The 21,170-nt window shown below is 59.6% G+C and carries 20 protein-coding genes; 14 read left to right on the top strand and 6 right to left on the bottom strand.

Annotated features, from left to right (window positions below; genetic code table 11):
• The first annotated feature begins 14 nt into the window (after positions 1-14).
• The gene (locus HMPREF3171_RS09725) at positions 15-848 is read left to right on the top strand and encodes a tRNA (adenine-N1)-methyltransferase (RefSeq protein ID WP_070423170.1); all 834 of its coding nucleotides are present in this window, start codon (positions 15-17) and stop codon (positions 846-848) included.
• Positions 849-886: 38 nt separating this feature from the next.
• Positions 887-2,410: a proteasome ATPase gene (gene arc, locus HMPREF3171_RS09720; RefSeq protein WP_070484794.1), complete on the top strand. Its 1,524-nt coding sequence runs from the start codon at positions 887-889 to the stop codon at positions 2,408-2,410.
• Between the two features lie 3 nt (positions 2,411-2,413).
• Here arc and HMPREF3171_RS09715 read toward each other — a convergent pair whose 3' ends face one another.
• Positions 2,414-2,593: a type II toxin-antitoxin system Phd/YefM family antitoxin gene (locus tag HMPREF3171_RS09715; RefSeq protein WP_210384752.1), complete on the bottom strand. Its 180-nt coding sequence runs from the start codon at positions 2,591-2,593 to the stop codon at positions 2,414-2,416.
• Between the two features lie 8 nt (positions 2,594-2,601).
• Positions 2,602-3,969: a MocR-like pyridoxine biosynthesis transcription factor PdxR gene (pdxR, locus tag HMPREF3171_RS09710; protein WP_246815366.1), complete on the bottom strand. Its 1,368-nt coding sequence runs from the start codon at positions 3,967-3,969 to the stop codon at positions 2,602-2,604.
• 58 nt (positions 3,970-4,027) lie between these two features.
• On the opposite strand from pdxR, the gene pdxS reads away from it, so the two are divergent.
• On the top strand, positions 4,028-4,903 hold the full coding sequence (gene pdxS / locus HMPREF3171_RS09705; RefSeq protein WP_070423174.1) for a pyridoxal 5'-phosphate synthase lyase subunit PdxS: 876 nt from the start codon (positions 4,028-4,030) through the stop codon (positions 4,901-4,903).
• A gap of 162 nt (positions 4,904-5,065) precedes the next feature.
• On the opposite strand, the gene HMPREF3171_RS11935 is transcribed toward pdxS, so the two are convergent.
• The 3 genes from HMPREF3171_RS11935 to HMPREF3171_RS11700 form a co-directional block, all read right to left on the bottom strand.
• The gene (locus HMPREF3171_RS11935; protein WP_070423175.1) at positions 5,066-5,452 is read right to left on the bottom strand and encodes a hypothetical protein; all 387 of its coding nucleotides are present in this window, start codon (positions 5,450-5,452) and stop codon (positions 5,066-5,068) included.
• A 311-nt stretch (positions 5,453-5,763) separates the two neighbouring features.
• Positions 5,764-7,068: a hypothetical protein gene (locus HMPREF3171_RS09695; RefSeq protein ID WP_070484790.1), complete on the bottom strand. Its 1,305-nt coding sequence runs from the start codon at positions 7,066-7,068 to the stop codon at positions 5,764-5,766.
• Positions 7,069-7,084: 16 nt separating this feature from the next.
• The gene (locus HMPREF3171_RS11700) at positions 7,085-7,834 is read right to left on the bottom strand and encodes an ABC transporter ATP-binding protein (RefSeq protein ID WP_083279525.1); all 750 of its coding nucleotides are present in this window, start codon (positions 7,832-7,834) and stop codon (positions 7,085-7,087) included.
• A gap of 642 nt (positions 7,835-8,476) precedes the next feature.
• Between HMPREF3171_RS11700 and dop the strand changes: the two genes are divergently transcribed.
• The 8 genes from dop to HMPREF3171_RS09650 are packed head-to-tail and all read left to right on the top strand — an operon-like array spanning position 8,477 to position 17,564.
• Positions 8,477-9,997: a depupylase/deamidase Dop gene (gene dop / locus HMPREF3171_RS09685; RefSeq protein ID WP_070484789.1), complete on the top strand. Its 1,521-nt coding sequence runs from the start codon at positions 8,477-8,479 to the stop codon at positions 9,995-9,997.
• A 16-nt stretch (positions 9,998-10,013) separates the two neighbouring features.
• On the top strand, positions 10,014-10,208 hold the full coding sequence (locus tag HMPREF3171_RS09680) for a ubiquitin-like protein Pup (protein ID WP_070423179.1): 195 nt from the start codon (positions 10,014-10,016) through the stop codon (positions 10,206-10,208).
• A gap of 5 nt (positions 10,209-10,213) precedes the next feature.
• Entirely contained in the window at positions 10,214-11,608 is a 1,395-nt protein-coding gene (gene pafA / locus HMPREF3171_RS09675; RefSeq protein WP_070484788.1) for a Pup--protein ligase, read from the top strand.
• Positions 11,609-11,611: 3 nt separating this feature from the next.
• Positions 11,612-12,547 (top strand): helix-turn-helix transcriptional regulator, encoded by a 936-nt coding sequence (locus HMPREF3171_RS09670; protein ID WP_070484787.1) that lies wholly within the window; start codon positions 11,612-11,614, stop codon positions 12,545-12,547.
• The gene (locus HMPREF3171_RS09665) at positions 12,537-13,469 is read left to right on the top strand and encodes a helix-turn-helix transcriptional regulator (RefSeq protein WP_070484786.1); all 933 of its coding nucleotides are present in this window, start codon (positions 12,537-12,539) and stop codon (positions 13,467-13,469) included. The genes HMPREF3171_RS09670 and HMPREF3171_RS09665 overlap by 11 nt, the downstream gene beginning before the upstream one ends.
• A gap of 34 nt (positions 13,470-13,503) precedes the next feature.
• On the top strand, positions 13,504-13,770 hold the full coding sequence (gene tatA, locus HMPREF3171_RS09660) for a Sec-independent protein translocase subunit TatA (RefSeq protein WP_070484785.1): 267 nt from the start codon (positions 13,504-13,506) through the stop codon (positions 13,768-13,770).
• Between the two features lie 6 nt (positions 13,771-13,776).
• Positions 13,777-14,796: a twin-arginine translocase subunit TatC gene (gene tatC / locus HMPREF3171_RS09655; protein WP_224212712.1), complete on the top strand. Its 1,020-nt coding sequence runs from the start codon at positions 13,777-13,779 to the stop codon at positions 14,794-14,796.
• A gap of 5 nt (positions 14,797-14,801) precedes the next feature.
• Entirely contained in the window at positions 14,802-17,564 is a 2,763-nt protein-coding gene (locus HMPREF3171_RS09650) for a DEAD/DEAH box helicase (protein ID WP_070484784.1), read from the top strand.
• On the opposite strand, the gene HMPREF3171_RS09645 is transcribed toward HMPREF3171_RS09650, so the two are convergent.
• Entirely contained in the window at positions 17,551-18,102 is a 552-nt protein-coding gene (locus tag HMPREF3171_RS09645; protein ID WP_246815365.1) for a S1 family peptidase, read from the bottom strand. The genes HMPREF3171_RS09650 and HMPREF3171_RS09645 overlap by 14 nt on opposite strands.
• 23 nt (positions 18,103-18,125) lie before the next feature.
• Between HMPREF3171_RS09645 and HMPREF3171_RS09640 the strand changes: the two genes are divergently transcribed.
• Genes HMPREF3171_RS09640 through HMPREF3171_RS09630 form a run of 3 tightly spaced genes read left to right on the top strand, consistent with a single transcriptional unit; the run spans position 18,126 to position 21,170 of the window.
• Positions 18,126-19,238, top strand: coding sequence for a M24 family metallopeptidase (locus HMPREF3171_RS09640; protein WP_070484782.1), 1,113 nt, complete (start codon positions 18,126-18,128; stop codon positions 19,236-19,238).
• Entirely contained in the window at positions 19,231-19,956 is a 726-nt protein-coding gene (locus HMPREF3171_RS09635) for an SDR family oxidoreductase (protein WP_371327146.1), read from the top strand. The genes HMPREF3171_RS09640 and HMPREF3171_RS09635 overlap by 8 nt, the downstream gene beginning before the upstream one ends.
• Positions 19,957-19,958: 2 nt before the next feature.
• Positions 19,959-21,170, top strand: a complete 1,212-nt coding sequence (locus HMPREF3171_RS09630) for a lipase family protein (RefSeq protein ID WP_070484780.1) — start codon at positions 19,959-19,961, stop codon at positions 21,168-21,170.

Here is a 21,170-nt window from a genome sequence, read left to right as displayed (position 1 = left end):
GCATACTTACCGGCATGTATTCGGGACCGTTCCAGCCAGGCGACAAGGTGCAGCTCACTGACGCGAAGCGCCGCCACTTCACCATCGAGCTCAAGGAGGGTGGCCAGTTCCACTCCCACAAGGGCATCGTCAGTCACGATGACATCATCGGTGCCGACGAGGGCACGGTGGTCAAGTCCACGCTGGGCTCGGACTACCTCTGCTTCCGCCACCTGCTGGTGGATCACGTCCTGTCCATGCCGCGCGGCGCCGCGGTGATCTACCCGAAGGATGCGGCCCAGATCCTCGTTGAGGGTGACATCTTCATGGGCGCACGCGTGCTGGAGGCGGGTGCCGGCTCCGGCGCGTTGACCATGTCGCTGCTGCGCGCGGTCGGACCCGAGGGGCACGTGTACTCCTACGAGATTCGCGACGACCACCTGGCGTTCGCCAAAGACAACGTCGCTGAATACTTCGGCGGCGAACCAGAATGGTGGACGCCTCGCCTCGGCGACTTCGGCGAGGTCACCCCGGAAGACCTCGACGGCCAGGTAGACCGCGTCATCTTGGACATGGTCGAGCCGTGGCACTTCATCGACACCGTGAAGAACGTGCTCATCCCAGGTGGTGTGTTCATGACGTACGTGGCCACCGTGCCACAGCTGATGAACATTATGGAGGCTATCCGCGAGGCGAAGTGCTTCACTGAGCCACGCGCCTGGGAGACCCTGCTGCGCGAGTGGAAGGTCGACGGCCTGGCCACCCGCCCGGAGCACCGCATGAACGCACACACCGCGTTTCTTGTCTGGACCCGCAGGCTCGCTGATGGTGTGACGCCGCCGCGCCCGCAGCGTAAGGCTCGTCGATAAGCACTTGCGTCCTATCGACGATAGGTAGGCTCGGATCCATGGTTGGACACATTGAAGACGATGCTTTCGGGCCGGAATTGCGCAACCTCAAGCGCGAGAATCAAGATTTGGGGGCGCGCAACAAGCGGCTTGCGGAGTTGCTGAAGTCCAGCCGCGACAAGCTCAATGACCTTTACGTCAAGGTCGAGGAGCTCGGCGAGCCCGCGTCCACCTACGGCATCTACCTCGCCCCGGGTACTCGCGATGGGGAGGCGGAAGTGCACACGTCCGGTCGGCGGATGCGTCTGAAAATCTCGCCTTTGGTCGAGCCGCAAGCCCTTGTACCGGGCACGCTTGTGCGCCTCGGCGAGGGGACCGTTGTAGTGGAAGCCTGCGGGTTTACCCCAACTGGCCAGATTGCCACGATGGTGGAACGCATCGGCACAGATCGCGCCGTGGTCGCCGACCAGCAAGGCGCGGAGTCGCTGGTCATGCTCGCCGAACCGCTCCTCAAAACCACGCGTGCAGGCGATACGGTGCTGGTGAACTCATCCGCTGGTTACGCGTTTGAGCGCATCCAGAAAACCGAGGTCAACCAACTCTCGCTCGAAGAGGTCCCGGATGTGACCTACGAAGATATCGGCGGGCTGTCCTCCCAGATTGAGACGATCCAGGACTCCGTCGAGCTGCCGTTTTCCCACCCCGAGCTTTACGCCGCGTACGACCTCACCCCGCCGAAGGGCTTGTTGCTGTACGGCCCTCCGGGTTGCGGCAAGACGCTGATCGCAAAGGCTGTGGCGAACTCGTTGTCGCAGCGTATTGGCGACGGGGGACAGGCACACTTCATCAACGTCAAGGGCCCCGAGCTGCTGAACAAGTTCGTCGGCGAGACCGAGCGTCGCATTCGCCTCATCTTCGAGCGCGCTCGCGAGCTCGCCTCAGAAGGCAACCCGGTCATCGTCTTCTTCGACGAGATGGAATCGATCTTCCGCACCCGCGGTTCCGGTGTTTCTTCCGACATGGAGACCACCGTGGTGCCGCAGTTGCTGACTGAGATCGATGGCGTGGAGGACATTGCGAACGTCATCGTCATCGGCGCGACGAACCGCGAAGAGCTCATCGACCCGGCAATCCTGCGCCCGGGTCGCCTCGACATCAAGGTCCGGGTGTCGCGGCCGAACAAGGAGGAGTCGAAGGACATCCTCGCGCGCTACCTCACTGACGAGATCCCACTCGCGGCTCCTCGCAAAGAACTTATCGACGCAGCCGCTGCCGCTCTGTTCGCCCCGCGCCCCTTCGTGCGACTCGAACTTGTCGACGGCACCGCCGAGGTACTGCACTACTCCGACTTCGTCTCTGGCGCTTTGATTGCCAACGTGGTGGATCGCGCGAAGAAGCTTGCGATCAAGGATCACCTCTCAGGTGTGTCTACCGCGGGTGTCACCGTTGATCACCTGCGCGAAGCAGTACGCGACGAGCAGGACGAAAGCGAAGACATGCCAAACACTGCGAACCCGGACGAGTGGGCGCGCATTACCGGCCGCCACGGCAAGCGCGTCGTCGCCGCAGAAGTTATCGGGTAGTAGTTATTCATTTTCCTCGATGAGTGCATTCTGCACCGATAACCCTTTTTCTAATCGGTCGATTCGCTCTTTGAGTACGCGGGCATTCGCGGGTGATTGAAGTAGAAAAGAGGTCTCGTTCATTGACTCGTATTCCGTGCTCGAGACAAAGTCGGCCCCCTTGCGAGACTCTGAGTAAGTCATGACTTTCATCATATGCGTCCGACAGTTTGGACGACGATCTCAACGGCATGGTCGAAGTCAGACGCGCTCAAGTGAGCAAAGCTCAGCAACAGCCCGTCGCCACCATTTGTCCACAATGCAGATTCATGGCCAGACTCGACGCCTGCCTCAAGCAGGCGTTGTTCAAACGCATCCCGTTCCTTTCGCGTGTCAAAATGCACTGCAAGGTCTGCGCCGTCGCCGGGTGCAAGTTCTGCACCGTTGACCAACGGAACCAGCCGCTCGTTGAGTACTTCGCGCCGCTTCGCCAGACCACGGTGCACAGCGCGAGATGAGCGGCGAGCGACGCCGTCGTTAAGCAAGTACGCGATGGCACGCTGTGTGACCGAAGAAACTGGCATGCCGAGGACGCTGCGAACCTCGCGCAGCACTTCTGCAGTTGCTGGCGAGGCGACGACGTAGCCGGCCGCGAGTTCCCGCGAAAGCAGCGTGGAAAACGTGCCAAGGGTGAGCACGTCCGCGCGTGTGGCCAGCGAGGACAGCGCAGGCTGCGGGGAGATGCGGTAGCGCAATTCGGTGTTGAAGTCGTCTTCGATTATCACGGTTTCGGTGCGAGCCGCCCATTCCAGGAGCTCCACACGGCGGGTGGCGGGCATGGCGCCACCGAACGGGTAGAGGTGGGAGGGGGTTACCAGCAGAGCGTCCAGAGTGTCGGGGAGTTCGCTGACCACAATGCCCTCGTGATCGGTTGCGCATTCCACGACCTCGTGGCCGCCGAGCGGGATCACTCGCCTTAGTCCTGGATGTCCGGGGTCCTCCACACCGACGCGAAGTGCGGGACCTAACGCGTAGAGGATGCACATCAGCCCCTCGCGTGAGCCGCCGGTGACCACGATCTGATCCGGTAAAACGCGCATGCTGCGTGCAAGGCGGAGGTGTTCAGCCACCGCATGGCGTAGCTCCGGCTCCCCGGACTTATCCATGGAGTTGGTGGGTTCCGCGGCAGCTTCGCGCCACGCTTTGCGCCAAGTAGTGGGGCGGATGGTACCCGCATTGCCAGGAGAGGGCTTCAGGGAGATCTGGGCTTTCGGCATCAGACGGGGCGGCGCGCTGGTGAGGCGTTCAGGCAACCGTGCAGCGACCGTGAGGTCCGGGTGGACCCGGGTCGGCGCGCCTTGCCGGGAGAGGAGGTACCCCTCGCCCTCGAGCTGGTCATATGCAGTGACGACGCTGCCGCGCGATACCCCGAGTTGCTCGGCTAGGGCGCGGGTAGACGGGATTGCGTCGTTAGGCGCAAGCGCACCGGTGGCGACGGCGTCGCGGATTCCCGCCGCGATTTGAGCGGGAATGGGTGTGGGGTGGTCGCGTGAGACGTCGAGAAGCATCAACTGGTCCAAAGAATCTAAATATAACTGGCTCTTGGAATCTACCAGTTGGAGGTGCAGACTAAGCGGTATGTCTGATGTAGAACAGTTGAACCAGAAGTTCCTCGGCGGCGTGATTATGGACGTCGTCACCCCAGAACAGGCGAAGATCGCCGAAGACGCCGGCGCGGTCGCTGTGATGGCCCTCGAGCGCGTCCCCGCGGATATCCGCGCCCAGGGCGGCGTGGCCCGCATGTCGGATCCGGATCTGATCGAAGGCATCATCAACACCGTCGATATCCCGGTCATGGCCAAGGCCCGCATCGGCCACACGGTGGAGGCGAAGATCCTCGAGCACCTGGGCGTGGACTATATCGACGAGTCCGAGGTGCTCAGCCCGGCGGACTACGTCAACCACATTGACAAGCGTGGCTTTTCCGTGCCGTTCGTCTGTGGCGCGACCAACCTCGGCGAGGCACTGCGCCGCATCAACGAAGGTGCATCCATGATCCGCTCCAAGGGTGAAGCTGGCACGGGTGACGTGTCCGAGGCCACCAAGCACATCCGCAAGATCACCAGCGAGATCGCTGGCCTCCAGGCTATTTGGGAGAACAACCGCGACGAGCTCTACGTGGCCGCCAAGGAGCTGCAGGCTCCGTACGACCTTGTAGCGTGGGTTGCCGAGAACGGCAAGCTGCCAGTGCCATTGCTTGTCGCTGGTGGCGTGTCCACCCCGGCTGATGCGGCCTTCATGATGGAACTCGGCGCGGACGGTGTGTTTGTCGGCTCCGGCATCTTCAAGTCCGGCAACCCTGAGGCCCGCGCAAAGGCTGTGGTGAAGGCGACGCAGAACTGGAACGACATCGCGGTAGTCACCGAGGTGTCCCGTGGCCTGGGCGAGGCGATGGTGGGCATCAACGTCTCCGACCTCCCGGCACCGCACCGCCTGGCTGAGCGCGGCTGGTGACGCATTTATTCGTGCATCGACTAACCGGTTGAGAATGGCCATAGTTGTACGACCCTAAGTTCTCTGCGACTCGAACCTGTCAAACACATCGCCCCCAGGTCATGCGTGATACTTGGGGGCGAAGACTATTTCCTCATAACCACTCGAATTGGGCGGTCGAATCTATGTGTCTCTTCGAATTGCGAAAGCACTAGCACCGGCAGTGCGGAACTGCACCAGAAAACTCGCAATCAGTACTAGCCCTGTAGTGCATAGGTGCTCCGGAGAGAACCACGGTCCAGCATCTAGAAGTACCGCAAAAGGCCATGGGGTGAAGTTGGTAAAGAAAACCAAAGGCGTATTACAAAGCGCCCACAGGATAATGGTGGCGAGTGTCCCCAGTGATTTTCCCCACTGCGTGATCAGTATTGCACCTGCCGCAAATATCAACACACTGTTGTTGATAATCAGTTCGCTCTCTGGACTGACGGCGGGATCGGTCCCCGGCTCAAGATGATAAGCAACATTGCTCTGGATCGAGGCGAAATAGGCGACAATCACGACGACCATCGCACCAAAGGTTTGTCTAAATACTGATAACCACTGAGCCCGTCGTCTCCGCAGATCAATGTGAGGCATCGAAGGTGTTACAAGCACAACCGTGGTCAAAGCGAAAAGAAGCGAAACTAGCTCAACAGCTGTAATGCCAAAGGTCTCAGTGGGACTACCTCCGACCTCAAACGTTATCCCACGAACTAAACGAATCATTACTCCGCAAAATGCCCCCAAAAGGCAAATGATGTGCCACGGGGTGGACAAGAGAATACTACGGATCGGCATCGGGCTACCTCTGAGTAACTAAACGATGGTCAATGGTTGACCTAGGACTCCTCCGTCAACATTTCCCATGTAGCTTGACAAGACACAATTGCTCTCCAGTTCTTCGCTATGTTTTTGTCAACCACGCTGTGGTCAAGGGAAGATAGCACGTCCTCCGGTGCTGGATCCGTCTCACCGCTCTCGGAAATGCTTTTGTAGAAAGCACCATTTTTCTCAACGCTCTTGGAATAAACACCAGTGCGCTTAGTGATATAGACCCCAACTCGGTCGATCACAAAGGCTCCTTCGGACGTCGGATCTGTACATGACCCGATTCCTAGCTCATCGAGAAGAAGCCCACTGATGTCTAGGCGCCGATCCTCGCCGGCGGTCGTAAAGTTTTGGTAACCGTGGTCCCCGGACTTGATCCGGTAAGCCGAATTGCTGGCGAGTTTCCTCGGTCTTACGCCGTCCGGTAAATATTCTTCGAGGGCGGAGATATCACGAGTCATTTGCTCAAGCCCGGGCTCATCGGCCGAATCCACACATATCTCTGACCCGCCCGACGAGAATGCGCAAGAGTCTCGATCGACGATCGCGACGGGACCTGCAGCTGCCTGCAACAGACCTGCAACACCGACAATCGCCGTAATAGCAATTACTCCGCTAAGACTAATGTTTTTCGAAGCACCAGCAGCCAACAAAAGAAGTCCACCAGCTACCAGTGCGAGGCAAACGCTTACACCCAAGGCAACTACCAGGTTTCGAGGCTCAGTGAGATCAGTCGGATCAACCGCCTGCAAAACAATTGGAGCGACTGCCCAAGTTTTGGCACTGTTAGCACCGAACGCGACAACAAAGTAGGTGACAATAACTGCAATCAATGGCGAGACAGCGGGATGAAACTTGCGAAAGGCAAGCGCAACGAAAGCGGACAGCGCAGCAACCGTGGAGAGAAAAACAGTGCTGACAGCGACTACCAGCAGAATCCAGACGGATCCATCTGCACTTTTAGCGATAGCATCGGTAAAAGCAGGAATAGCCCCAAGTGATATTGACGCGGCTGTAATTAATGCTGGGGCGAGGGTCAAGAATAGAACCTGCAGTTTTAGCGGGTATCGGCCAAGTGAGTTGGCAGTTCCCACGCGAGGAGAAGCTAACGCTGCCACGTTGTAGGAGACGATGACTGCTAGTCCAAAGCAGGATAAAGCAGTTGCATCTCGAAATGCCTCAGCGATATCCGCAGTTCGCGGATACGCAAATTGCATTTGTTTAGAGGTCACCCAAAAGGAAACCCCAACACCGAATACCACCTGAAGGACACCGAGCACCATGAGCACTGGTGAGCCAAATTTTCTAGTGATCATAAGCTGAAGTCCTGAATTAATGTTTCGATGCCACGTAAGCGAGGGCGCGTTCTAGGGGATCGGTTGACACCGAGGAAAAATTGTCTGCCGAAACAGCTTTTAACCGATTCCATTCTCCCTCGTACGCGATGCGACCGTTGTGGAGCGCAACCACGTTGTCAGCCACATGCTCGAGATCATCCTGCAGATGCGTGGAGAGAATGATTGTTGCGCTATCTTTGAGACGATTTAGGAGATGTCGCACCTCAATCCTCGCCTGCGGGTCAAGACCTGCGGTAGGTTCATCCAAAAATAGAATATCGGGCGAATGGATCAGGGAAGCTGCAATTCCAACGCGCCGAGTTTGTCCTCCAGACAGGTTGCTGACTCGGGAATTCTCAATCTCTGGGAGCTCGATCATCTCCAATACTTCCGGGATTCGTCGCAAATAGGCGCGTCTATCAAGCCCTGCAACCCAGCCTGCGTATGCAAGGGCATCACGGCATGTCATAGTCGAGGCGAAACGTACATCTTGGGGTACATAGCCAATACGACGCCGATAGTTAACTAACGCTCTTCCTGCGATCTCCGTTCCATCGACCGAAAATCCACCTCGTGTCGGCTTTTCTATGGTGCACAGGAGACGTATCAACGTAGACTTTCCACTGCCGTTGCCGCCTATCAGGACCGAGAGACCCGGCGGGAACGTTACAGACACGTCTTTGACTGCTTCCGTAGTGCCAGTGCGTGACTTGAAAGTCTTGCTTAAGGAATTGGTGCGGATCAAGGAGCTTCCTTCCTATTTATCGGCAGGCCCCGGAGTTATCTCCACGCAACGAGTTTCCTGTGCTGCTGGCCACCCGGCCGTAGTAGCTTCCAGGTCCCTTGCATGCCCCAAAAGCTCGAACTATTTGATTGTTTACGCCCCTGACAGAACCAATGAGTGGGTCCGGTGCCCGAGGAATATCCTTGCGCAGCTCTAAGAAAAATTCAGCATTGTTCGCGCAGTTTTCCCGACCGCCTTGGATGCCCAGCCAATTTGTGGACTTGTCCCAACCGACATCCCAGACAACCAAACGGCAGGTTCCCGGCGCTCCACTTTCGCGGAAATCGTACGGAACAATCTCTGAAACATCGTCAGTCATCGATGTGGTGGGCGAATCGGACCACTGAGAAGGTTCCAAGGAGACGCCACTGCTTGGCGATGCGTCTGATATGGGCGAGAGGAATGACATACCAATTGCGGTTGCTGTCAGTATGGCGAAGATGTGGCGCCTTGAAGCTTGCATGTTCGTTACTCCTAAAAAGTTCGGAGGTGAAGCACCTCCATCAGAAAATTACTGGTGTAAAAAATATAGCATGGGTTACTATTCTGCGACAATAGTGAGAATACTCACAATTTGCCCCCGGCCTGTAGTCTGTTGAAGTGATGAGTAATAACCAATTGCGCTACATGGGTACCGAGACCGAATACGGCATCACTTGCCCCGATAATCCGCTGATCAGCCCGCTAGTTACCTCCACTCACGCGGTGGTGGCGTACGCGGCGTTGCGCACAAAAGCGCGTACGCGATGGGACTATGCGGAAGAAGCCCCGCTGAAGGACGCCCGTGGGTTCGATCTGCAGCGCTACCGCAGTGTGCCGGTAGTGGATGCGAATGCGATCGGGGTGGCAAACGTTGTTGTTGCTAATGGCGCGCGTTATTACGTTGACCACGGCCACCCGGAGTACTCCAGCCCGGAGTGCTCGAACGCCATGGACGCCATGATTTACGACGCAGCCGGCGATCACATTCTTAATGACGCCGCAGCTGACATCCGCCACCTGTGGGAAGAGCAAGTCTCCGTCCTGGCTAATCACGATCCGTGTCCGCCGCTGAAGTTCTACAAGAACAACGTCGATGGCAAGGGTCGCTCCTACGGCAGTCACGAGAATTACCTGTACTCGCGCCACACGAACTTTGAGCGGCTCACGCAGGGGTTGATTCCATTCTTCGTCACTCGCCAGGTGATCATCGGCGCGGGACGCGTCGGTATCGGCCAGGCATCGGAGAAGCCTGGTTTCCAGATCTCGCAGCGCGCAGACTACTTCGAGCAGGAAATCTCACTCGAGACGACACTCAACCGCGGCATTGTGAATACGCGTGACGAGCCACACGCACCGGAGGAGGACTTCCGTCGCCTCCACGTCATCGTGGGCGATGCGAACATGAGCCAGTTCTCCAACTTCCTCAAGCTCGGCATGACGAAGTTGGTGCTCGACGCCATTGAGCAGGACGTGGACTTCTCAGGCCTGCGTCTGAAGGACCCCGTCGCGGAGATCCATGCGGTTAGCCACGATCCGGCACTGACGCACGAGCTTTCGCTTGTCGACGACACCACGCGCACCGCAATCTCCATCCTGCGGATCTACCGTGAGCGGTGTGCAGGCCTTGAGGGACTTGGGGTCGTCGATAAGCAAGTGCTCGAAATGTGGGGCGAGATTCTCGATGACTTGGAGCGCGATCCGCTCTCGACGGCCGACCGGCTGGACTGGACCGCAAAGTGGTCGCTGATCCAGCGTTTCGAGCAGCGCGGCGCGACGATGGCAAAACTGCAAGCGATTGACCTGCAGTACTCGGACATTGACCCGTCGCAGTCGCTGTATCACGCGCTGGTCCGCAAGGGTGCGATGCGCACGATGGTTAATGCGGAAACGATCAAACGCGCCGCCGCAGAACCGCCACGTGACACGCGAGCGTACTTCCGCGGCACCGCCGGCCAAAAGTTCGGCGAGAACCTGGTTGCCTCGAGTTGGCAGTCCATGCTGTTTTCTGTCGACGAGCAGCTCTACCGGGTGCCCTTGGACCTGCTTGGGGAGCACACCGCGGCCGACACCGAAGAACTCATCGCCCAATCCAACACGGTGTCCGACTTGCTGGCCGGACTGGGCTTGAAAACGAATAGGTAAAGGTAGGCTGATAGCCATGGCTACGCAACAGATGCACGCCGCAGGTGGCGGCGGTGAAGATAACGGTGACAACTTCGACGCATCGCAAGGCGCCGGTCAAGCCCAGATCAACACGACCGGTACGGATGATCTGCTCGACGAGATCGACGCGCTGCTAGACACCAACGCGGAGGAGTTTGTGAAGTCCTTCGTGCAAAAGGGTGGTCAGTAAACGCAATGGTGGCTGGGTACCCGCGGCGCATCATGGGCGTCGAAACAGAATTCGGCGTGGCTGCCTACGACGGTGCCCGCCAAGTGCTCACTCCGGAAGAGATCGCCAGGTACCTCTTCCGCCCGGTAGTGGCGCAGCACCGCAGTTCCAACGTGTATGTGGACAACGCGGCACGTCTTTACCTCGATGTCGGATCACACCCGGAATACGCGACAGCGGAGTGCGACTCGCTGTCCCAGCTCCTCGCGCACGATAAGGCGGGCGAGTGGATCTATGCGGATCTTGCAGAAACGGCCGACAAGGCGCTTGCAGCCGACGGGCTTGATGGGTCTACCTACCTGTTTAAGAACAACGTAGATTCGCGCGGCAACTCCTATGGCGCGCACGAGAACTACCTGGTCAGCCGGGAACTCGCGCTGAAGTCCTTTGGCCAGCAACTTCTGCCGTTTCTGATCACGCGCCAGCTTATCTGCGGCGCCGGCAAGATCGCCGGCGACACGTTCGTCATCTCTCAACGCGCCGATCAGGTCTGGGAAGGCGTGTCCTCTGCGACGACGCGCACCCGACCGATCATCAACACCCGCGACGAACCGCACGGGGATTCGCACCGTTTCCGTCGCATGCACGTCATCGTAGGTGATTCCAACATGTCCGAGCCGACCTTTGCGCTGAAGGTTGGCTCGATGCTGCTGGTCATTGAGATGCTCGAGGCAGGCTTCGACCTGCCCGACATGGAGCTCACAGACCCGATTGCGCATATCCGCGATATTGCAGCGGACCCGACCGGGTCGACGCTGCTCGACCTAGCTGCGGGTGGCACCGTAACCGCCCTGGAGGTGCAGCGCACAACGCTTGAGGCTGCAAAGCGCTGGTTGGCGCAACGCCCAGACGAAGGCACGCCGAACGAGGAGATGGCCCGGGTCGTGGACTTGTGGGAGCGCACCCTCGATGCGATTGCGACGCAGGATTTCTCCCAGGTAGACACAGAGATCGACTGGGTGATCAAGCGTAAACTGCTTGAGCAGTTCCGCGCCAAGCTCGGTTGTGGCTGGGACCACCCAAAGCTCGCCCAGATCGACTTGACGTATCACGACATCAACCGCAAGCGCGGACTGTTCTACCTGCTGGAGCGCAAAGGTCTTGCCAAGCGCTGGATTACCGACGACCAGATCGCTCAGGCTGTGGCGAACCCGCCTGAGACCACACGTGCCGCCATCCGCGGGAGGTTCCTCGCGGCAGTACGTGAGGCAGATACGCCACACAACGTCGATTGGGTGCACCTGAAGGTCAACCGTCCGGAGCCGCGCACGATTGAGTTGCTCGACCCATTCGCCAACACCAGCGACGAGGCTGATGACCTCATCGACTACGTCAACGCTCACGCGGGGGAAGGGGAGTAGCGCATGGCCGACGATTCCGACATGATCATCCGCCAGGTCGGCCTCACCTTTGCACTGCTCAACTCACCCGAAAAGCGGGACGTCGCGTGGGTGCAGCGCCACGTCGACGGTTACGGGGGTCGCAGCCGTGACGCTGCAGGTCATCTCATCCGCCGTGACGTCGCAGAACTGCGCCGACTCTGGGTTCCCGCCCACTTTGTAGACGGGGAAGTGTGGGTCGATAAAGACCTCTACGAACTTCCGCCGGTGGATCTCACCGCCGAGGAAGCATCCGTCGTCGGGCTAGCAGTTGATCTTTCCCAGCCAGGCTCGCTGGGTAGTTTCGCGCGTTCGGGATGGACGAAGCTCGCCGCGTCCGGTGCGACGCGGAACCTGGACGCTCCGACGTTGGTGTCGGTGTCCAACGATATTTTCCAACTCCGCCCAGAGACGTTGCGCGCCATCGTCGCGTGTGTGCGCAACAAACAGCGCATGTCCTTCGACTTTGTCCGCGCACCAGGCAAGGATCCTGAGCGTCGCGTGGTGGACCCGTGGGGCGTGGTGTCGCTGAACAACCGCGCCTACTTCGTCGGCTACGACATCGACCGCGGCGCCGAGCGCGTTTTCCGTGTGAAGAAAATCTCCCAGGTCAAACGTGTCAACACATCGGAGCAGTTCCACGAGCAAGAACGCGAGCTCCAAAGCATTGTGGAGGCATCGTTGCGAGGCGACCTGGTTGATGCCACCGTCACCGTTGCCAATGGAGCCGGTGAAGAACTCGCAATGCGGGGCAAGCGTATCGACGACACCATCACGCTCACCTCAGTCGACCGCGATTGGATCGTTCGCGCGATTGCCAGCATCGCGGGCAACGTTATTGCGGTGGAGCCAGCTGGGGTACGGGAGGACGTCGTCAAGCTTCTGCGCTCTGCGAAGGGAAAGGAGCCTCATGAGCACTGATCTGCAGCGTCAAGAGCGCGTGGTGCGTTTGCTCAACCTCGTTGCTTACGCATCCAACCACGCGGATCTGACGGTGATGGAAATCGCGCGAGACCTCGGCGCAGATCCACAGCAGGTGCGCGATGATCTCGACTTGCTGTACATGTCGGGAGTTGGCACCGGGCCGGGGGAGATGATCGAGCTTGAGCACTCTTGGAAGGGCGTGCGGATCATCGACGACCAAGGTTTGACCAAGCCGCTCCGCCTCACCCCAGTCGAGGCAAGCGCGCTGCTGGTGCTGCTCGATTCGTTAGAGACGATGCCTGGGCTTGTCGACGCACGCGCGGTCCGCTCCGCAGCCGACAAGATTCGCGCAGCGACAACCTCGAGTGGCATCGGCGATGCGGAGCACCCCACGACGTCGAGTGTTGCGTCCACTATCGCCGACGCGCTCTCTGCCAAGAAGCAACTTGAGGTGACGTATTACTCGGCAACCTCAGACACAACGAGTAAGCGAACAATCGAGCCGGCGAGCCTCTTCCATGAAGACGGCAACACGTACCTCCGCGCCGCAGATGCCGGCGAGATGAAGACGTTCAGGCTCGACCGAATCCGGGAAGCAGTGCTTCTCGACGAGCCGTCCACCGCCACGGACACCGACTTCGACAGCGCCGATCCCTTCGGGATGGCCCAGCAGGCGAAGGCTCGGCTGTTAATTCATCCGGACGCGACGTGGCTGGCGGACTACTGGGACATCGATATCGAAAGTGACGTAATTGACTCCGAAACGGGGTGGATTCCGGCCACCATGCACTACGGCAGCGGCGACTGGCTGATCCGGTTCTGCCTAGGTCAAGGCGACCGCGTACGCATCCAAGAGCCTGCGGATCTGGCCCGCGAACTCGAGGCGCGCGTGAATTCTGCGCTCGAGGCGTTAGACTAAGAGCCCTTACACGTCTGTTGTTGAAAGGAACGCAATGACTTTGCCGAGTGGAGCAGAACTACTCCTTATTCTTTTCGTAATCTTGCTTTTGTTTGGTGCAAACAAGCTGCCGGATCTCGCACGCTCCATGGGTCGCTCCGCCCGTATCTTTAAGTCTGAAGTCAAGGAGATGCAAAACGACGAGGCTGGCGAACAGCCGAAGCAACAGCACGAGATTGAATCCGCGGCTGCCCAAGAGACCCGCAGCGCCGCGCAGGACGCCGATTTCTGGGAGCGCCCGGAGAACCAGCCGCGCTCCTAGGTGGCAATGAAGGCAAAAGTGACAAATCGGAGGAAGAATCCTACCGGCGAGATGTCGCTGGTCGAGCACCTCCAGGAACTTCGTCGTCGGGTACTTGTCTCTCTAGCTGCGATTCTCGTCGGGACTATCGTGGGCTTTATTTGGTACCAATATGCGCCTTGGCGCTTGATGCCGTTGGGTGAAATCATTCGTGGCCCATATTGCAGTTTGCCAGATGAACTTCGAGCGGATTTTACCGGAGACGGCGAGTGCCGGCTTTTGGCAACAAGACCACTAGAGATGTTCATGCTGCGACTGAAGATTGGCGCTCTCGCCGGTCTGGTACTGGCATCTCCGGTGTGGTTATCCCAAATTTGGAAGTTTATTACGCCAGGACTGCTAAAGAACGAACGCCGCTATACGTTTGTCTTCGTAACTATTGCAGTGATTCTTTTTGTAAGCGGCGCAACTCTGGCCTATTTCATCCTTGACCAGGGTTTTCTTATCTTGATGTCAATTGGATCTGAGTTTCAGATCGCTGCACTGTCTGGTGGAGACTACTACAACTTCCTGCTGTCGCTCATCGTGATCTTCGGCGTGAGCTTCGAGGTGCCGCTGATCATCATCATGCTCAACCTCGTCGGAGTGTTGCGCTACGAACATGTGAAGGACAAGCGTCGCTTCATCATCGTGTTGATCTTCATCTTCGCGGCCGTCATGACTCCGACACAGGATCCATTTTCCATGACGATCCTCGGTCTTTCTATAACGTTTTTGGTCGAGCTCGCGTTCCAGTTCTGCCGTTTCAACGACCGCAAGCGCAAGCGTGAGCGTCCAGACTGGATGGATCTTGACGACGAGCAGGGTTCCGGCCCGATCGACGCTCCGACTCCGGTTGGGTCTGCGAGCCCGATTGGCTCGTCGACAAGCATTAGGGCTGCACCAATCGAGCGCCCACAACCGGTACACCGTGCCCCGGCGACAAAGTCGAGCACCTCGCAGAAGCGAGGCTTCGAAAACGACATTGACTTTGGGGACGTACTGTAGGGGGCATGCTTTCCCCCGAGAACTCCACGCCGTTTCTGCAGGAATTCGCCGCAGCGAAGCCTTTCGATCTCGACGACTTCCAGATTGAGGCCTGCAAAGCCGTCGAGGAAGATCGTGGCGTGCTGGTTTGCGCGCCAACCGGCTCGGGCAAAACCATTGTTGGCGAGTTCGCCGTGTCCCTCGCCCTGCACCGTGGGACGAAGTGTTTCTACACCACGCCGATCAAGGCGCTGAGCAACCAGAAGTACAACGACCTCGTTGCCGAGCATGGCGAAGAGGCTGTCGGTCTGCTCACCGGGGACACCAGCATCAACGGCTCGGCTGAGATCGTCGTCATGACCACTGAGGTGCTTCGTAACATGCTCTACGCCGAGTCACCACAGTTGGATCGCCTGACCCATGTGGTGATGGATGAGATCCACTTTCTGGCAGATCGGGACCGTGGTGCCGTGTGGGAGGAGATCATCCTCAACTTGAGCGACTCGGTCAGCCTCATTGGTCTTTCAGCTACGGTGTCAAACTCCGAGGAGTTCGGCGAATGGCTGTCTACCGTCCGTGGCGATACAGAGGTGATCGTCTCTGAGCACCGCCCGATCCCGCTGAGCCAGTACATGATGGTGGGGCGCAAGATGTTCCCGCTGTTCGAACCCGGCACCGACGGGCGAGTCAACCGCTCCCTCGAGCACGCCATTGAGCGCATCGAGTCCGGCCATTCCAATGAGGGTCGCCGCGACTTCGAAGAAGGCCGTGGCTTCCGTTCGCGCTCCCGCAGCGGCCGTACCCGCGGCCAGGACAAAGTGCGTCCAGTAGGGCGCCCGGAGGTCGTCTCCGTCCTGCAGGGCCAGGACATGCTGCCCGCGATCGTGTTCATCTTTTCCCGCGCCGGCTGCGACGGCGCACTGTTCCAGTGCCTGCGTTCCCGCAAGGAACTGACGACTCCGGAGGAGCGCTCCGAAATCGAGCAGATTATCGACGACGGCGTGGAAGGCATTCCCGGCGAAGACCTTGAAGTGCTCAACTTCAAACAGTTGCGCACCGCTTGGATGCGTGGCTTTGCCTCCCACCACGCAGGTCTGCTGCCAGCGTTTAAGCACATCGTCGAGCAGCTCTTTGTACGCGGTTTGGTCAAGGTGGTCTTCGCCACCGAAACGCTTGCGTTGGGCATCAACATGCCGGCGCGCACGGTCGTGCTGGAGAAGATGGTCAAGTTCAATGGCGAGGCCCATGTCGATCTGACTCCTGGCCAGTACACGCAGCTGACCGGGCGTGCGGGGCGCCGCGGCATCGACCACATCGGCAACGCCGTAGTGCAATGGGCACCGGCGCTGGACCCCCATGCGGTTGCCGGGTTGGCCTCGACCCGCACATACCCGCTGATTTCGCAATTTCAGCCTGGCTACAACATGGCCATCAACATGCTGGCCATGAATGGGTTCGACGATTCGATTCGGCTTATCGAGCAGTCCTTCGCCCAGTTCCAAACGGACCGCTCCGTGGTGGGCGAGGTCCGTGACATTGAGCGCCTGCAGGCTAAGGTGCGGACGTTGCGCGAGAAGTTGGAGCGCGACATCTCCGCGTTCGCGCCGCCGTCCGAAGATCCCGCAGCGGAGCTTGTGGAGTACTCGCGGTTGCGTCGAGACCTCAACGATGCGGAGAAGAAAGCGCGCCGCGAAGCGATTGAGAACCGTCACACGGAGACGGTGAAAATCCTTGCCCGCCTTCAAGTCGGCGAGGTGATCGCGCTGCCAGGCAAGCGGAAGCCGGAACTGGCCGCTGTGGTGCAACCCGCGGCGAAGCAGCACGACCCGCGTCCCTGGGTGACCACAGAGCGCGGCTGGTCGGCGCGTATCGACGCCGCCTCGTTCCGCAACCCACCCATGGTCGTCGGCCGCATCAAGGTGCCACGTCACATGCAGCAACAGCCACGAAAACACGCGCGCAAGGTGGCAGACATGCTGCACCGTGGCCACTTCAACGCGCCGAAGCGACTGCGTGAGAAGGCAAGGACCCGTCCGAACAAGCAGGTGCTGGCGATTCAAGAGGCGCTTCGCAACCACCCGGTTCATCACTGGCCAACCCACGACCGCGAGCTTCTTGCCCGGACCGCTGAAGACATCGTGCGCGACGAACGCAAACTTGCCTCACTTGAACGCCGGGTCGACTCGTCGACTGATTCCCTCGGCCGAACCTTTGAGCGCATCATCGGGCTGCTCACGGAGATGGACTACGTCGAACTTGTCGACGGCGAACCGAACGTCACCGACGAGGGCGAGCGTCTATCGCGTATTCACAACGTCTCAGACCTTCTGGTCGCACAGTGTCTCAAGCGCGGCATCTGGGACGAGCTAGATCCAGCGGAACTCGCCGGTGTCGCATCCATGGTGGTGTTCGAAAACCGTCGTGCGACCCAGGGTTCACCGGAGGCGGCAACCGACGCGATGGCTGATGCGATGAACGACACCATGCGCATCTACGGCGAACTGGTGTCTGATGAGCAGCGCCATAATCTTCCCGCAACACGCCTTCCGGATGCCGGGTTTAGCCTGTCCATGCATCAGTGGACCGCGGGTGCTCCCTTGGGCTACGCACTCGCAGCTGCGGCAGAATCCGGCGCGGAACTGACACCTGGCGACTTCGTGCGCTGGTGCCGCCAAGTCATCGACCTGCTCGAGCAGATTAAGAAGACCGGCTACTCGGACCAGATTCGTGATAACGCCAACCGTGCGGTCGACGCGATCCGCCGCGGTGTGGTGGCTATCGGTAACTAGCGGGCAATAGCGACACGGTGGCGATTCGCAGGTTTCGGTTCATCGGATCCATGATGAGCGACTGCACTGCGAACAGCTTGCCGTGTGCAAAGACCGGCCCGCCAGAGTCTCCTTTGATCGCCGGGGGAGAGGCGTAGACTAAGCCCGCGGGGCGGATACGCGTGGCAAAGGACCGTGACGCGGAAAACGGCAGCTTGCCCAGGTAGAGGCCTGGCTTTCCCTGAGGAGTTTTCGCACGTCCGCCGAAGCCAACCGTCAGCGTCGATGCGCCGATCTTCGGAGGAGCCCCAATCTCAAGCAGCGGAGCCGATGAGCGTTCGGTGAGCCTTGCCAATGCAATATCAGTACCGGGAATCGGTGCGGCGGATTTGAGGCGGTACGTGGTGTCGTCGATACGCACACGCACCTTCGATTCATCCACACCGCGAAAGAAATGCGCACACGTGAGCACCGTATCGGGCGTGATCAGCGCGCCTGAACAGTAACTACGTCCAGGCATACTGATGCGGGCGATTGATCGTGCGAGGGATTCAGACACAGCAGCGATGGTATCGATCTACCATGGCCAGCATGACGTTTGATGCAAGTGTGTATGCGAAGCGCCGACAAATGGCTGCCGACTTGGTAAAGCAACGTGGCTTGAGCGGATTGGTGATCGGGACTGGTGCAGAGTTTGCCTACCTCACCGGCTCCTGGGCGTCCTCCCACGAACGCCTCACCGCCCTCGTCATCTCCGCCGATGGCGCGCGTGTCGTCGCACCGATGACAGACCTGCTTTCGTTGGGGCTCGACGGCGCGGACGACGTCGAGGTGATTGGCTGGCGCGATGGTGAGAACCCGTACCGCCTCGTTGCTGACTCGCTTCCGGATGGCCCGGTCGGTCTCGGCTCCTCTTTGACCGCCGACCACGTGTTCGCACTGCAGGCCCTGCTGCCACGTACAGATCTGGCTGAGACTGAGGTCGCGGAATTGTTCATGGTGAAAGACGCTGCAGAGCTTGAACAACTCGAGGCCGCAGGCAGGGCAATCGACCGTGTGCACGAACGTGCTGCGGAGCTGCTTCAGCCGGGCCGTACGGAACGCGAGGTCGCTGCAGAACTGAACGCGCTGATCCTCGAAGAGCACGAAACGGTCGCGTTCGTCATCGTCGGTTCGGGACCAAACGGCTCGAACCCGCACCACGACTTTTCGGACCGTGTGCTCGAGGAGGGCGACCCCGTGGTCGTAGACCTCGGCGGTGCGCTGCCATCTGGCTACCAATCGGACTGCACCCGTACTCACGTCGTGGGTGGTAGGAACAAGGCGAAGCCAGACTTCCTGGAGGCGTACGACGCGCTTCAGCGTGCGTTCCAGGCGGCCTGCGACGCAGCCCGACCCGGCATTACCGCAGGTGAACTCGATGCCGTCGCGCGAGGCGTACTGGAGGAGGCCGGCTACGGCGAGTGGTTTACCCACCGTCTTGGACACGGTATCGGATTGTCGGGCCATGAGCAGCCGTTCATCATCGCAGGTAGCGACGTCATCTTGCGCGAGGGAATGGCCTTTTCCATCGAGCCGGGCATCTATAAGCCAGGTGAGTGGGGCATGCGCATCGAAGACATCGTGACGCTGACTGCTACCGGCATGAAGACCTTTAACACCACTCGCCGCGACCTGGATGCAGCGCGTGGATAGCCCCGGAACAGTGCTCCTGCTCGGTGCTCGCAGCGACATCGGCGGCGAGATCGCTGTGCGCATCTGCAGTGGTCGTGAAGTTGTACTCGCAGCGCGTGGCAGCGATGGCCTCGACGACGTGAAACGTCGTTTGCTTGCAGCGGGCGCGACTGTTGTCCGAGCCGTTAATTTTGACGCTACCGACCTCGACTCACATCGCCGCATCGTCCGCGAGGCGGGGGAGGTCACGTCCGCCATCGTGGCCTTCGGCATTTTGGGCGATCAGGAACTGGCAGAGCGCGAAGAACGCGAGGCCGCTCGCATTGCCACGGTGGACTACGTGGCACAGGTCAACATGCTCACCGTCCTTGCCGACGAAATGGCACGCGGCGAGATCTTCGCCTTTTCTTCCATCGCGGGCTGGCGGGCACGGCGTGCGAATTATGTCTATGGCTCGACCAAGGCAGGCCTCGACGCGTTTTGCCAAGGACTCTCCGACAGACTCCACGGTACGGGTCTAAACCTGATACTGGCGCGCCCGGGCTTTGTCATCGGTGCGATGACTGAGGGGATGAAGCCTGCCGTCATGTCGGTGACCCCGGATGTCGTCGCAGATGCTGTCGTTGAGGCCGCAGTCAAGGGACGGAGCACGACGGTGTGGATTCCGCGTCGCCTCACTGTTTTGGCCACGATTATGCGCTTGGTTCCACGTCCAATCTGGCGTCACATGCCGAGGTAGCCATGGCGTCGTTGCTCCTTCCTCGTGTGCGCTCACTCGTCGGGCTCGGCCTTGACTTAGTTCGTCCTGCTCAACGAACCGGGCCCGATTTCGGCCGAGCTACCTGGCTTATGGGCGTGACGCCGGGGTCCCTTCTCGAGGCCGTACAGATCCGACCGGTAGGGGCAAGCGGGCTGCTGAACCCCTCAGACTCCTGGCGTATCGAATACGCCACGAGCGATACTCAAGGCCGGATCTTGTCCGCGACAGGCGCAGTGTTTCGCTCTCGTACGCCGTGGACGGGGAAAGGTGAACGGCCCACGATCGCGTTTGCGCCATCGACGCAGGGCGTTGCACGGCGTTGCGACCCCTCATATTCCTGCACCGTGGGCATCGGACCACGTATCAAGCCCATAGACTTGATCGCCGCGTATGAACAACCCGTAATCAACTTGTTCCTTGCAGCCGGCGCCGACGTAGTCATCACCGATTACCCACGCGACCCCGGGGACGATGTGGAGCTCTATTGCGACCATGTTGCAGCAGCACGCTCGCTCGCCGACGCGGTTCGCGCAAGCACCCACCTGGGTGTCGGTACGTCCAAACTCGGCCTGTGGGGCTTCTCCCAGGGCGGGGGAGCCGCCGCATCGTGGCTCGAGGAACCTGAGTACGCACCCGATCTCCAACTGCTGGCAGCTGTGGTCGCAGCTCCGCCAGTGGACATGGTCAGCATGCTCCATCACGTCGATGGCGCGCTTGCCTCCGTAGTGATCCTCTACGCGGTCGCGGGTCTCATGGCCAGCGACGACGCAATTGCTGCCGAGATTGCTCCGCACTTGAGCCCAAGAGGTGTTGCGGCCATTGCGAACGGGGCGCGCACGTGTGCTTTAGGGGCGGTGCTGCATCGCCCGTGGTCGCATACTCGATCTTGGACGAGGACCGGAGTGAGCATGGCATCTCTTCTCGACGACCTCCCGTTGACCAGCAGCCACCTCGACGCAACACGCCTAGGCAGCAAACGCCCGCTAGGCATTCCGATTCGTCTGTGGAGTTCGCCATACGACGACCTTGTCCCGCACTCAGATGTCGCAGCCTTGGCAGAGAGTTGGGGAGTGGAATTCCTCTCACGTACGGCCAGGCGTATCCGTGGCAGGACTGGCACGAACCACTTCGGCCCGTATTTTCTCTACGCTGCAACTGACGTGGGTTGGTTGCTCGATCGGCTCAACGGGTAG

This window comes from Corynebacterium sp. HMSC08F01 (assembly GCF_001807545.1).
Taxonomy (GTDB): Bacteria; Actinomycetota; Actinomycetes; order Mycobacteriales; family Mycobacteriaceae; genus Corynebacterium; species Corynebacterium coyleae.
The sequence above is the reverse complement of the archived record's forward strand: the minus strand, read 5'-3'. Positions and strand labels throughout refer to the sequence as shown.

Bases quoted from the DNA above. Each gene is read 5' to 3' on its own strand.
- HMPREF3171_RS11935 (WP_070423175.1), bottom strand. From the start codon at position 5,452: ATGGTCGTCGTGATTGTCGCCTATTTCGCCTCGATCCAGAGCAATGTT.
- HMPREF3171_RS09640 (WP_070484782.1), top strand. From the start codon at position 18,126: ATGGCCAGCATGACGTTTGATGCAAGTGTGTATGCGAAGCGCCGACAA.
- HMPREF3171_RS09715 (WP_210384752.1), bottom strand. From the start codon at position 2,593: ATGACTTACTCAGAGTCTCGCAAGGGGGCCGACTTTGTCTCGAGCACG.
- HMPREF3171_RS09680 (WP_070423179.1), top strand. From the start codon at position 10,014: ATGGCTACGCAACAGATGCACGCCGCAGGTGGCGGCGGTGAAGATAAC.
- pafA (WP_070484788.1), top strand. From the start codon at position 10,214: ATGGTGGCTGGGTACCCGCGGCGCATCATGGGCGTCGAAACAGAATTC.
- pdxS (WP_070423174.1), top strand. From the start codon at position 4,028: ATGTCTGATGTAGAACAGTTGAACCAGAAGTTCCTCGGCGGCGTGATT.
- HMPREF3171_RS09665 (WP_070484786.1), top strand. From the start codon at position 12,537: ATGAGCACTGATCTGCAGCGTCAAGAGCGCGTGGTGCGTTTGCTCAAC.
- arc (WP_070484794.1), top strand. From the start codon at position 887: ATGGTTGGACACATTGAAGACGATGCTTTCGGGCCGGAATTGCGCAAC.
- dop (WP_070484789.1), top strand. From the start codon at position 8,477: ATGAGTAATAACCAATTGCGCTACATGGGTACCGAGACCGAATACGGC.
- tatA (WP_070484785.1), top strand. From the start codon at position 13,504: ATGACTTTGCCGAGTGGAGCAGAACTACTCCTTATTCTTTTCGTAATC.
- HMPREF3171_RS09725 (WP_070423170.1), top strand. From the start codon at position 15: ATGTATTCGGGACCGTTCCAGCCAGGCGACAAGGTGCAGCTCACTGAC.
- HMPREF3171_RS09630 (WP_070484780.1), top strand. From the start codon at position 19,959: ATGGCGTCGTTGCTCCTTCCTCGTGTGCGCTCACTCGTCGGGCTCGGC.
- HMPREF3171_RS09650 (WP_070484784.1), top strand. From the start codon at position 14,802: ATGCTTTCCCCCGAGAACTCCACGCCGTTTCTGCAGGAATTCGCCGCA.
- HMPREF3171_RS09695 (WP_070484790.1), bottom strand. From the start codon at position 7,068: ATGATCACTAGAAAATTTGGCTCACCAGTGCTCATGGTGCTCGGTGTC.
- HMPREF3171_RS09670 (WP_070484787.1), top strand. From the start codon at position 11,612: ATGGCCGACGATTCCGACATGATCATCCGCCAGGTCGGCCTCACCTTT.
- tatC (WP_224212712.1), top strand. From the start codon at position 13,777: ATGAAGGCAAAAGTGACAAATCGGAGGAAGAATCCTACCGGCGAGATG.